The organism is Isoptericola croceus (assembly GCF_029382255.1).
In the GTDB taxonomy this organism is placed as follows: domain Bacteria; phylum Actinomycetota; class Actinomycetes; order Actinomycetales; family Cellulomonadaceae; genus Isoptericola; species Isoptericola croceus.
Genome location: NZ_JARLLG010000001.1, coordinates 1,249,642 through 1,262,398, shown reverse-complemented (window position 1 = coordinate 1,262,398; position 12,757 = coordinate 1,249,642). Strand labels below are relative to the sequence as shown.

The following is a 12,757-nucleotide window of genomic DNA, read 5'->3' as shown; positions in this document are numbered from 1 at the left end:
CGACGTTAAGTCCTGGACCTCAGCCGTCCCCCACCGAAGCCGAAGCGGCAGGTGCCGCACTCTGCACCGCGCACTACCCTGCCTGTGTGGATGAGGTGACGACGCCGCGCGAACTGGCCGAGCGTGCGGGTGTCAGCGCGGAGTCGGTCCGCAAGCTGCTCGCGCGCCGAGGGTTCACCAAGTTCGGCACCCGGTGGCGTATCCATCCCTTCCTCGCAGCCGAGATCGAGGCGTACTACCGGCAAGCACGAACAGCGCGTCCACCGGTGCCCTGCCCTGTGGAGGGGTGCGAGCGTCCGGCAGGGGCTCGCTCGGGGCTGTGCCCCGCTCATCGCAAACGCCTGCGCCGCTACGGCGACCTTGAACCGCGTGACGGCGCCGCGCATCAGCGGGCCAAGACGCACTGCCCGAAGGGCCACGAGTACACCCTGGAGAACACCTACGTCTTCGCCGATGGTAGGCGCCGGTGTCGGCGCTGCCGCCTGGACGCCGCCCTGGCCCGCAAGCGACCGACGGCCTCCGGCCCCCTCGTGAGGGCGGTCCCCGAATCTCCCTGACCAGCACATCGACCACCGAGACTTGCACGCCAGGCACACCTCCGAGGCCTCCCAGGCACACATACGGGATCGGCCAACTCACCTCGGGGTAACGACGATCTGGACGCGGGCTGCGAACTCGGCGTCGTCGGCGAACACCGCCAGGCGCTTGTCACCACGCAACCATCGGAGCCGAATGTCGATCACACCCGCGGGATCCTCGACCTGCAGCTCGCCCTCGATACGCAGCCGTGCCTCGAAGATCTGTTGTGGCAGGACGCGATCCGGCAGTCCATCCCACACCTCGCACCTGACCGGCCCGTCGACACCGGGCTGAACGGCGAAGATCACCGAGCCACCGTCGACGTACCAGAGGCTCTCCTCTGGATCCCAGTCAGACACGTCGCCATCAGACTCGGTGTCACGGACCACCAGGCACCCGTGGTGCGAGTAGAACTCGACCGCCGCTTCCATCTCCGCCGCCACAGCACACCGACCCCTCAAACTGAGATAGCGGGCCAAGCCTGCCATCCCGCCTACCGGGCAAGCCAGATGAGGTGTTGCCTATCCGTGCAGCAGACCCAGATCCCGCTCGAGGTCGAGTGCGCCAACCGCCGTCCCGTCGTGGCGTCCCGACACCGTCAGCCCCCACAGCTACGGTCAGGCCATGACCCAACAGGTACCGGCCGGCTGGCCCGCGCTGGGTGACGGCGTGCTCGACGCGGCACGTCGCACTGCCCTCGATGCACTGTCGTTCGTCCCCCTCGAGTCCTACTACGACACCGCCAGCGGCTACGCCGGAGCGACGTTCGCCACGGCGTCGGGCAACGTGCCCCGCGACATCACCGCAGGTGACCTGTTCGCCGTGACGCTGCTGAGCGTGGACGTCAAGGCACCGGCTGCGCGTCGCCTGCTCGACGACGGCCCGCACCGCGACCGGGTGCTGGCCGCGCTGGCGGCCGTACCCACCGACGTGCCCTTGGCTGCCGCAGGATCCGACGACCTCGAGCTCGCGTGGGAGCTCCAACAGGAGATCAAGGCCGCGCTGGCCGACCCGCGTGCGGCCCGGTCCGACCCGTGGGTGACGGCGGCGAAGCTCGCCGCGCGCAAGCGGCCGCGTCTGCTGCCGGTGCGCGACCGCGAGGTGCGCCGCGTCCTCGGGCTGGCGGGCCCGAAGGACGGACGCCTGGAGCTGCAGGTGATCCGCGCCCTGGTCGCCGACCCAGTGATCTCCGGCGCGATCGACACGGCGCTGGCCCGCGCCCAGGCGTCCGCCGAGGCCGACGGCCGCGTCTGCATGTTCGACACCGAGCCGCTGCGACTGCTCGACGTCGCACTGTGGTGGCACGCCACCCGCTCTCGATAGCGAGGGCATCGCGCCGCCGCGATACCACCGAGCGCGATCGCCGACGGCGACCGACCAGTGGCCGGGCTGGACCGTGGCGAGAACTACAAGGAGGTCGAGAGCGGCATGCCCTACCGGTTGGCGAGCCAGAGCACGAACCATCCAGACACCGGGAGTCCACATGCCTGCTGTCTTCGCGTCGTCCGAGGAGCCCGACCTCGCCACGCGCAAGCGCACCGCCGCCCACGATTGGGTGCAGCTCGTCGAGGTCGTCCAGCGCGATACCGCAACAGCCAGCGCCCCAGCACCCCCGTGGTACCGGCCGCTGTCCTGGGTCGGGTTCTACCGATCTCGCCGGGCAGCCGAAGCCCGCTACCCCGAGCTGCTCCGTGCCCACCGGTCCGTCCAGCACCGGCTGATCGACCTCGCCGTCGGCGCAGGCCCCCACTGGGGCGTGTTCTCGGTCGCTCGCGCCGCGGACTCCCACGGCCCCGAGACGTCCGTGGAGCAGACCCTCACCCGTCTGCTGCGCACCACCGGCCTCGGCGACGATGTCTTGTCCACTGCCCGGTCTACGCTCACCGCCCTGCCCGCCATGAGGGTCCTGACCGAGCTCGACCAGGACCCCGAGGCCCGCACCCAGGCCGAGAACGCCATACTCGCCCTCGCGCAGGCGCCCACCGTCGAGCGAGACGCACGACGCCGCCTCCTCGAACATTTGCCCGCCGGCCGACGGCCCCTGGCCGCCACCGCAGGCGACCTTGAGCGTTCACGCCCGGTGAAGCTCTGGGTGAGCGAGGACGGGGCACTGCCCGAGCTCGGCGAGGTCGGCGCGATCACGCTGCACGACATCGGTGTGCCGCCCGGCCTGAAGGGGCACGGCATAGGCACCGAGGCGCTGCTGGAGCTGTGCCGGTACGCCGACGCGGTCGGCAAGCCGATCCACGGCGAGCTCGTCCCTCCGCACGGAGCCAGCGACAACGACCTGCACCGCCTCGCCCGCTGGTACCACCGCGCCGGGTTCCGACAGGGTGCCCTCGACCCCCACCGCTGGCGACTGGGCAGCCGCATCAGCCGTCCACCGAGCGCGATCGCGCGAGGTTGACCGGGACGGCGGTAGCCGGAGAGCCACTGATCAGACGGCGACCGAGTGCGGTGGGCCCGACCAGAACTGCCAGGAGACGGCTCGGCGCTGCGCGCCTCGCCTGTTCGGTTCGTTGGTCGTGGCGTTGTCGTTGTGGGGGTCGCGTGTCGTGTGCTCGGCTCGGACTGCGTCCTCGCCGGTCGTTGTGGTTGTCGTGTCGTGGTGCTTGTCGTGGTTCTGGTGGCCGCTGCGCGTCCACTGGCTGTTCGTCGTTCTTCTCGTGGTTCTGTTCGTCGCCGTCGTCGTGGTGTTCGTCGTCGTGCTCGCCTTTCTGCCAGCAGGTTCGGGGCCTGCCGGCGGCGTGGTGGCCCGGCCGTGTGGTCCTGTGCGGATGCGGTGCGTCGTTCTGCACGCCTGCACCCGTGGGCACCCCTGGCAAGGTGAGGGTGCGCGCGGGGGCATCGAGCCGGCGTGGCGTGGCCGTCACGGGCGCCGTGTCGCCTGCGCGTCTCGGCTGTCAACACACCGGGTAGAGGCCGCCCAGCGGCCGGACACCGGGTTTCGCGATGCGCCCAGCGCGTCGCGCGCCGCGACGAAGTCGTGGCAGCGACGGCCCCCAGGCCGGAGCAGCCCGCCGCAGGCGCACCGAGCCGAACACGCCCCTGCCCCCTACCCGCAGAAGGTGAGGCGAGGTGGAGCGGGGGCGGGCTGCGGGGAACCTATTGAGGGATTTTCGTCCGATTTTGCCGGGATGTGCGAAGAATTGGCGCTGGGAATCCCTCAATAGCGACTCGCGTGCATGACACAGGTCATGACGACGAGCGACAACCTGGCCATCTGGCGACTCGCCCCCGCCGGTTCCGGTGACCTGGACCCCGCCACGATCACCCAGCGCGCCGGGATGTTCACCGCCGCGGGTCTCGGGTCGCCCGCCGCGAGCCTGACGCTGCTGGTGGTGCGCACCACCGCCGAGCACCGCAGCTTCCTGATCACGCCGGACACCGCCGCGGCCGCCACCACAGCCGAGCACCTCGGCCGCGCCGTCGGGGCACGGCTGGTGCGCGACGACCTGCCGGACCTGACAGGCCAGCGCATCGGCACCCTGTCGTTCCGTCCCGGTGGCGCGGTCACCCGCGAGACGCAGGCAGGCACCGACCCAGGTGAGGCGGCACGCCTGCTGCAGGGCGCGATGACACCCGGCCAGTGGGTCGCGATCACGCTGCGCACGGCGACCTCCACCGAGGCCAAGCGCCACCAGGCATGGCTGGCCGCCCGGCTCGGCACCGCCACCCCGACCCACCACTCGATGTCGTCGGCAGCCGTGTCCGCCACGGTGCACGTCGCGGCAAGTTCGGCCGCCGACGTGCGCTCGCTCGGCTCGCAGGTCGCGGCCGCCATGCCAGGTTTCGACCTGCTGACCCGCACGGTGATGCGCACCCACGCCGACCGGGCGCGCGGCTGGCTCGTCCTGGCTGCGACCGTGACCGTGTGGGCGACGCTGACCCTGGTGCTCGACCGCCCGTGGTGGGGGCTGGGCCTCGGCGCCTCCGGAATCCTGGTAGCCCTGGCCGCACGCGCAGGTCTGCTCGACCCGACGGGGCGCGCGCTGTCCCGCGCGGTGGCCCGGGGTCGCTTCCCCGCCCCCGCTCGACGCCCGTGGTGGTCTCGCGTTCGCCCGCCGACCAAGGAACACACCGACGCCGAGGGCAAGGTCCACGGCGCCACCGACGGCGACTACCCGATGCACCCGACCACGTTCCGGCTCGGCGCCCACCTGCCGGTCGGCCTGGTGGTCCCCCACACCGGGGCGATGTCCGGGTCGTCGGCCACGAGCTCACGTCCGGTGCCCCCGCCGTTGCGCGAACGCATCGGCCCGCTGATCGGTCACGACACCCACGGCACGCCGGTGTACCTGTCCAGCCAGGACCGCCCCGGGGGTTGCTTCCTCGTGGGAAGGAAGGGCTCGGGCAAGTCGATGCTGCTCGGCTCGGTCTTCGCCTACGACAGCCTGGACCGGGTGCGGCCCAGCGGGCTGCCCGGCACCCTCGGCGCCCAGCAGTCGCAGATCGCGTTCGAGAACAAGGGCGAGGGTGCGACGACCTACCTGCGTTGGGCGTCCACGGTCGGCGACCGAACGCTGCTGATCGACGCCGCCGACCCCGACAGCTACGCCATCGACCTGCTCGCGACCGGCGGGACCTGGTCCCAGCGCGGCGACTTCTTCGCCAACATGCTCAAGTACATCTTCACCGACGGGGCGGTGGGCAACTCCTCGTTCATGGCGTTGTCGTCCTTCGGCGCGGCGGCCCTGGCGTTGACCGAGACGCCCGAGGGCCGGGCGGTGCTGAACCGGCTCGAACACACCCGCGCCGAGATGAGCCCCCTGGAGCTGATGTACGTCCTGGTCGGTGGGCGCGGCGACGACGCTGCCGTCGAGCTCGACGCCGAGGTGCGCTCGGAGGCCGTCGCGGCAGCCAGCCGCTCAGCCGAGGTCGAGGCGCTGACCTTCGCCGCCGCCCAGCTGCGCCCGTACTACGGCGGCAACACCCCCTCGTCTCGTCGTGACGCCGTCGCCCCGCCGCGCAACAAGATCTACGCACTGCTGTCCGTCGACCACTTCTTCTCGCCCCAGCGTCGTCGCGTCACCTGGGAGCAGGTGCTCGAAGGTCACCGCTCGGTCGTGATCAACACCGGCCCGCCCGTGTCGGGTGCCGCGACGATGCTGACCGAGGAAATCACCACCCAGTTGTCCGGCATGGTCATGTACTCGCTGCGTGATGCGATCGCTCGACGCTGCACCGGGTGGCAGGCCGCCGGCCGCGGGGTGAACATCTACGCCGACGAGCTGGCGCTGCTGGCTGGTTCCTCACCGGAGACGATCACCTGGCTGCACGACCAGGGCCGTTCGTTCGGGGTACGCACCGTGTTCGCCACCCAGCGCCCCACCCAGCTCGATCCTCGGGTGCGCGAGGCCGCCATGGACTTCTCGACCCTGATCGCGTTCAACCAGGCCAACACCGAGGCAGCGCGCCCCATCGTCGAGGACCTCGCAGCCGACGGGTCGACGTGGGCACCGCACGACGTGGTCAACCTCGAACCATTCACCGGCGTGTGCCGCTCGACGTACCGTCAGCGCCGCCTGCCCGCGTTCACGTTCGCGGCGGCGTACTTCGAGGACGACCCGGCCGCGTTTGCGGCCAGGCAGGGCTGGGTGTCCACGCCTGAGGGTCCGGCATCGTGAGCGCCATCGACCTCGCCGACCTCGAGTCCCACCCGGGTATGGCCGGGCCGGGAGCCGCCGACCGCGTCGACCCCTACTGGTCGGGCACCTGGCAGTCCGGCTCGACGGCCACCTGGGTCTCACGCACCTCGGCCCGCCGCATGGCCGAGGCAGGGCTCGCCAGCATCCCGGTGCATCTGCGCGGCGATCCTGCCCGGGCGCTGCACCGGGTGTTGACCGGATCGATGCGCGCCAAGCGTCTCTCAATCCTCGCGGCCGTGGACGCCTGGCGCACCTGCTCGGTCGACCAGGTCGCGGCGATCGTCGGCCACCCAGCGTTGACGGCGTCGGCCAACACCTTGCTGGCCGACGCGTTCAACGCCGACCTGATCGAGATCGGACAGCCGGGCTCGAGCCTGACCCTGTCCGCCGAGGGACGCCGGCGCGGCAGGCTGCTGCGCGCTGCCGCGAACGACGTGTTCGACCGCCGAGTGGCCCCGGACCTGACCTACGCCCACTGGGTGCGGACCACCGGCGGGCGACCGTGGCGGTTCAACACCCAGTTCGACCGGCACGACATGCTGACCACCGAGCTGTGCCTGCGGGTCGCTGAGTTCTGCGACGTCGCGACGGTGCTCGGCGAGAAGGACTCGCCCGTGGCGGGCCTGACCGCATGGTCGCGGATGCCGCACGGCGTCGAGGCGGCCGGGGACAAGATGGCCGACGCCACCATCGTGCGCAACGACGGGGCCCGGCTTGCTGTCGAGCTCACTGCCAGCGCGTCACAGCAGTTCAACGACAAGGTCCGCCGTTGGGCCCAGGTGCTCTCGCAGGCGCCGTGGGACACGTGCGGGCTGGCAGTGGTGTTCGTCGTTGCTCCCCGACCGGATCGTCGTCACCGCGACGTGTCGTTGGTGCGCTCGGTGCGTCAGGCGGTCGTCACGGCAGTCAAGGCGTTCCCCGGTTCGGTGCGAGACCGGGTGGCGCAGCGCATGGCGGTGGTCGAGTGGACGGACTGGTTTCCGGGAGCGCACGCCGTCACCGGGCAGTTCCTGTCGTTGGGTGCTGCGCGCCCTACTGGCGAGCACGGCGACCCGTGGCAGCCGTGCAACCTGCTCGCGGGAGACGACCTGCCCTTCACCCCGCGAGCTGAGCACGACGCGACCGCGCTGGCCCGCAACGCGAACCTGCTGTGGTCGACCCCGCACTGGCTGCGCCGCGACGATGCGACGCCTCACCTGTGGCCGCTGGCGCTGGCGTCGTCTGGGTCGATGACCATCCCCGTGCCTGCCCGTCGCGACGGGCAGGCACGCCCTCAGCTCGGTACCCCGTCAGGTGCGGTGTCGTCCACCCTCCCTCCGCCCGCGGTCGACGGCCGCTGAGCGCGGTTCGCGTGCATGGATCCAGGTGGAGCACCCCTGAGGAACGGAGCAACCGATGAGCGATCGAAGCGAGGACCGCCAGCGGGCGGACCAGGAAGTCGACGACTGGATCCGTTCGGACTCCGGGTCACGTCTGCTCGGGGTCGCCCTCGCCGCCGTGGCACTGCTCACCGGGGGCTACATCGTCGCCGGGATCTTCCTGTGAGTGTCCGCGTGCTGCCCGAAGGTCTGGTGCTCGGCACGCCCGGCGGAGGGCTGAACGGCGACGTGTCGTGGGCGGTCAACGCCGACGTCGCCCGCGTGGGCCGGGACGGAGAGGTGCGCACGGCCGCGATCCTCGACGGCCTGGCCCGACGACCCGGTGGGCCGACGGTGCTGCACGACCTGTCGGTGCCCACGCCCGGATCCCGGGCAAACTTCGACCACGTCGTGGTCTGCGGGCTGCAGGTTCTCGTCTTCGACTCCAAGGTGTGGAGGCCGGGCCGCTACTGGACGCTGGCCGGCACCACCCGACGCGGCCTGGAGCGGGTCCCGCACGCCGACAAGGCGACCGGACGGTTCATCGTGTCGGCACTGCGCACCTACCTCGAGCCGGTCAACCGGTATGCGACGGTCGCCCCGATGCGGCTGGTCGTGTGGCCTTCCAGCGACCGCGCCCGGCTGCGTGTGGGCACCTACCGAGGTGCCGGTGGGGTGCGCGCCACCACCGGCACCTCGTTCGCTTCGCGGCCACCTCGGATGATGCGCCGTCGCCGAGCCGGCGCAGCCGACGACGTCGTGGCCGCCCTGGCCCAGCTGCTACCCGCACCGGTCGGTCCGCCGCCCGGCGCTGACCGCCACGACTTCGCCGACGAGCCGATCGCCACCACGCCCAGCGTCGCCGCCCAGGGCTTCGACGATCCGGGCCTGGACCGCTTCGCCTGACCCGACTGATCGAACAAGGACTGACGTAGATGCCTGCCGCACGCACCGCGACACAGCCCACTCCTCCGCAGGCGGCGTGGGCGCTGCCCGTGGCCACGCTCGTCGTCGCATCGATCAGTGCTGTAGTGGCCCTGTGGTACTCCTGGCCCGCCGCCATCGTGCTGTGGGCCGGGGTGCTCGCCTCGGGGTTCATGACCCAGGCGCCGACCTACACCGGGCCGGTCGACTCGTCCAAGCGCCCCACGGCCGCGAACGGCGCAGAGTCCGAGGGGATGCGCCGTCATCTGTTCTACCGTCAGCTCGCCTGGCGCCCGCTGATCCCTACGTGGGACTGGGCGCCGTTCGACCCGGCCACGGAGACGCCCGACCGGGCGCGCCAGGCACCCTGGTACCTCAAGGTGCCGTTGGCGGCCACGGCGACCCGGCTGACGTTCGCCCTGGCGGTGTGCGCCGGCATCGCGGCCGCCACCCAGCCGCTCGACGAGCGAGCAGCCGACCTGGCTCCGTTGAACGGCCTGGCCGCATTCGTGGTGGTCGCCCAGCTGACGGCTTCGTCCCGTCGCGCTGCGCACGCGATGTACCCGCGCCCGGCCGTGCAGGTCGTACACCTTGTCGCTCTGGGCGCCGAGCACCGCCAGCGGGTGGTCCGGCTGCTGCTCGGCGGCGGCGCCCTGGGCGTCGTGGTCACGCTGGTCACCCTGTGGTACACACCCTCGTCGTACGACCACCGGCTGGTCCTGAGCGTCGTCGTCGGTGTCTCGGTCATGCTGCTGGTGGTCCGCGCCGGCCTGCGCAACCAGGTCGCCTCGCAGTGGCGCGACCTCGTCGACACCGCGGACGCCTGGATCCCGCGCTGGTCGATGATGAAGCGCGACCCCGCACCGACGCTGATCTCCCACGAGGTCGTCGGGCACGCGACCGTGGACACGTTCCGCGCCCCGGCCACCACGGGGGCGGCGGACTACTGGACGCCGAAGTCTCGCGAGCAGATCACCAACGCACTCGGCGCCGGTGTGGCCCTGGATGTTCTGGCGTGCCTGAACACCGACTCGACCGGCCAGCCGATCCCCGATCAGGTCCACCCGCACGAGCTGCGGTTGGTGACCTGGCAGACCGGCGGCGAGGTCGACGTCGCCGCGGCCGACACCGACCCGGCGTTGGTCCGGCTCATGGTCGAGCACACCGTGGTCACGGTCGCCGACGCAATGAAACTGCCCCGCCCGATGCTGTCCGACGTCGCCCCGATCACCGACACGACCGGGGCCGAGCCGGCAGATGAACAGCCGGACCAGCCGACGGCGCGCCTGGCCTACCTGGCCGCGTTCACGTTCCCCGACGGGGGCTCCTACCGCGACCTGCAGTCCGCTCAGGGCGGCCTCGCGCAGGTGCTCGGCGTGCCGGTGATGGTCGACGCCCGGCGCGGCGAGCTGTTCTTCGGCGACCTGGAGGCCGTCACCGGCGACCGTGCAGGCCAGCTGGAGGACCTGCTGCTCGAGTCGCACTGGAACGGAGTGTGGGCCGCGGCGATCAAGCAGAACATGAAGCCGCCAGTGGTCCAGCCGCGCGTGCACCGCGTCGCCGAGCTGGCCGACGGCACCGAGGTGCACTTCCGCCCGTTCGCCGTCGGCAAGGGGCAGGACCCGCTGGACTACTACGGCTACGAGGTCGGCCTGGCCACCGCCTCGGGGCAGAAATTCATGACCACCACCGGGTTCTGCATGCCGTCGCGCACGTCGCGGCCCGGTGACCGGGAGAACCTCGCGCTGACGCTGGTGCACTCGGCCCGTGCGGTACCTACCTCGCCGCAGGCGCTGGCTCCTGCTCGCCGCGGTGGGCCGCAGGCGAACCTGGCCCAGCGGTGGGTGCTGACCGGCATGGTCAACGCAGCGTTCGACGCGTCCAGACTGGCCCGCCCGGAGGTCGTCGACGTCGCCGCGCTGACACATCCTCGTTCGAGCGACCACATCTGGTCGGTGACGCTGCGGCTGTACGGCGGGGTCACCACCCCGCAGGTGCGCGCCAAGTCGCAGGTGTTCGCCCAGACATGGGGCGCACCGTGGCTGCGCCTGGGTCCGGGCGACGGAGACACGATCACGTTGTACGCCGGCGCGAAGCCGTCCGAGGTGCGTCTGGCCGACGCCAACCGCATCGAGAAGCTGGTCACCTCCCTGGACTGGGAGCAGGCGTGGGTCGACGCCAAGGTCGTCAACCGGGTCACCGGCGCGGTACCGGTGCTGCGTGAGGCGAGCCGCATGCCGATGAACGACACTGTGCAGGTCCTCGACTTCGAGCTTCCGCAGGGCGTCTCGGTCGCGCAGGCGCGTGCGGCCACGGGGCGGTTGCAGACTTCGACGGGCAACCTGTTCCTGGAGTTCCGCCCCGGGGTACTCGGGGCGAGCTCGGTGCGGGTGCTGGCCTGCCCCGAGTCACCGATGCCGTCGCTGGTGCCCTACGACTTCAACTACCGCGACCCCAAGGGCGCGATGCCGTTCGCCACCCAAGTCGACGGCGGGTACGCGACCATCGACCTCAAGGACATCCCGCACCTGCTGATGCTCGGCACGTCCGGCTCGGGAAAGTCCGCGGCCGCGCAGGGACTGGTCACCTCGGCGCTGTCCACGGGAGCGAAGGTCGCCATCATCGACGTGCAGAAGCGCGGCGCGGACTTCACGTTCGCCCGTGACCGCACGATCGCGTTCGCCACCTCGGTGGTGGAGTCGGCGGCCACGATGCGGGCCCTGTACGCCGAGGTGCAGCGCCGCGCCGACCTCAACGCCGAGCACGGCGCCGGGTCGGTGCGTGACCTGCCCGAGGACGTTCGTCCGGAACCGATCTGTGTGTTCATCGACGAGTTCCTCGGCGTCATCATGGCCGGCACCAAGCCGCCGCGGCAGCCGGAGGACGACCCGGAGCGTGAGGCGCAGCGAGTCGAGCAGATGGAGATGTACAACGCCAAGAAGGACATCGGGTTCCTCGCCGGGCGGATCGCGGCCGAGGCCCGGTCGGCGGACGTGCACCTGGTGCTGATGACGCAGAAGCTGACCACGACCAGCTTGGACGACCAGTTGCGCGACCTGAAGACCAACATGGGCCGCATCCTGCTGGGCAAGGCCAACCAGGGCGAGCGCATGTCGGGGCTGCGCGACCCCGAGAACGCGCCCGACCCGGGCCAGGACGTGCCCAAGGGACGCGGCGTGTGGGAGTCGACGATGGCCCCGGCCGAGCTGGTGCAGTTCTGGTACGCCTCGACCACCGAGTACCGCGCCCACCTCGAGAACGCCGTGGCGCCGCCGGGCGAGGCCGACTTGCTCGACATCGCCCCCTTCATGCCGCAGCGCGAGTCGTTCGGTGTCGTCGACGAGGCCGATGACCTGGCGCCGGCCACGGCGGACGACGAAGTCATCGAACGGCAGGCCGAGGAGTTCAGCCTGGAAGACCTGCTGGCCCTGACCGACGACGGGTCCGGCCAGCCGGCCCCGACCCAGTCCGAGGCGGACGACGACTCGACCCCGGCAGACACCCCGCACTCAACCCCGACACCCGAACTGGTCGACGAACCGGACCCGACAGGCACCCTGGTCGTCCTGGACGCGCCCGACGACGGGCCCGACGGCGCGCTGGTCGGTCGGCTGGCCACACTGGCGCACCCGATGGTGTGGGCCGGTGAAGTCGGTGCCGCGCACCGAGCCAACGAGCTCACCGGACGTGCGACCCCCGTCGCGCCGTCCACCCAGGACTCCCAGCACGGCTGGTGGAAGCTGGATGCGCTCGAGCGGCTGGCCAACGACCGAGCCGTCGAGCGCATCGTGTGGCTGGACGCCCTGGCGCACGACGAGTCGGACCTGGGCATCACGCACGCCGAGTACGCCACCGATCTGCTGGAGGCCTGCGGCGTCGAGCTGGTGGCCCCGCGCGTGGACCCATCGACCGGTCTGGTCGCCGCAGACCTGGCCTGCGTGACGGACGAGGTCGCCGCGGTGGCCCCGGCCAAGCCTGCTGTCGCGGCTGCGGCCGGCGAGCACGACGTCGCACCGACGGACGTCGACGACTTCGCCGCAGACCCACCCGGACCGCCGCGGGGTGCGACCCCGGCCGAGGACCCGTTCGCACCGGATGAGGACACCGTCGACGACGACCCGTTCGCCGACGAGGATGCGACGCCCTCGGCCGCCCCGGCGAGCCGGACGCGAGCCGTCGACGACTGGGACATGGCGACGGGGTGATCCCGTCCGGGCGCGGACTGCCGTCCGCTCCAACCTGCCGGGC

At 71.5% G+C, this 12,757-nt stretch carries 9 protein-coding genes; 8 read left to right on the top strand and 1 reads right to left on the bottom strand.

Features of this window, described 5'->3' with window-relative positions; translation table 11 throughout:
* The first annotated feature begins 86 nt into the window (after window positions 1-86).
* Window positions 87-557 carry a helix-turn-helix domain-containing protein gene (locus PZC42_RS05850; RefSeq protein WP_277209215.1) on the top strand — a complete coding sequence of 157 codons (471 nt, stop codon included), beginning with the start codon at window positions 87-89 and terminating at the stop codon, window positions 555-557.
* 78 nt (window positions 558-635) lie between these two features.
* On the opposite strand, the gene PZC42_RS05845 is transcribed toward PZC42_RS05850, so the two are convergent.
* Complete coding sequence (locus tag PZC42_RS05845; RefSeq protein ID WP_277209214.1) at window positions 636-1,022, bottom strand: hypothetical protein; 387 nt, start codon at window positions 1,020-1,022, stop codon at window positions 636-638.
* 181 nt (window positions 1,023-1,203) lie between these two features.
* Between PZC42_RS05845 and PZC42_RS05840 the strand changes: the two genes are divergently transcribed.
* The 7 genes from PZC42_RS05840 (at window position 1,204) to PZC42_RS05810 (ending at window position 12,714) form a co-directional block, all read left to right on the top strand.
* Entirely contained in the window at window positions 1,204-1,902 is a 699-nt protein-coding gene (locus PZC42_RS05840; RefSeq protein WP_277209213.1) for a DUF6308 family protein, read from the top strand.
* A gap of 160 nt (window positions 1,903-2,062) precedes the next feature.
* On the top strand, window positions 2,063-2,986 hold the full coding sequence (locus tag PZC42_RS05835) for a hypothetical protein (RefSeq protein WP_277209212.1): 924 nt from the start codon (window positions 2,063-2,065) through the stop codon (window positions 2,984-2,986).
* A gap of 790 nt (window positions 2,987-3,776) precedes the next feature.
* Entirely contained in the window at window positions 3,777-6,206 is a 2,430-nt protein-coding gene (locus tag PZC42_RS05830; protein ID WP_277209211.1) for a type IV secretory system conjugative DNA transfer family protein, read from the top strand.
* Window positions 6,203-7,567 carry a T6SS phospholipase effector Tle1-like catalytic domain-containing protein gene (locus PZC42_RS05825; protein WP_277209210.1) on the top strand — a complete coding sequence of 455 codons (1,365 nt, stop codon included), beginning with the start codon at window positions 6,203-6,205 and terminating at the stop codon, window positions 7,565-7,567. The genes PZC42_RS05830 and PZC42_RS05825 overlap by 4 nt, the downstream gene beginning before the upstream one ends.
* Window positions 7,568-7,622: 55 nt before the next feature.
* On the top strand, window positions 7,623-7,772 hold the full coding sequence (locus PZC42_RS05820; RefSeq protein WP_277209209.1) for a hypothetical protein: 150 nt from the start codon (window positions 7,623-7,625) through the stop codon (window positions 7,770-7,772).
* On the top strand, window positions 7,769-8,491 hold the full coding sequence (locus tag PZC42_RS05815) for a nuclease-related domain-containing protein (RefSeq protein ID WP_277209208.1): 723 nt from the start codon (window positions 7,769-7,771) through the stop codon (window positions 8,489-8,491). The genes PZC42_RS05820 and PZC42_RS05815 overlap by 4 nt, the downstream gene beginning before the upstream one ends.
* A 29-nt stretch (window positions 8,492-8,520) precedes the next feature.
* Window positions 8,521-12,714, top strand: coding sequence for an FtsK/SpoIIIE domain-containing protein (locus tag PZC42_RS05810; protein WP_277209207.1), 4,194 nt, complete (start codon window positions 8,521-8,523; stop codon window positions 12,712-12,714).
* Window positions 12,715-12,757 lie beyond the last annotated feature (43 nt).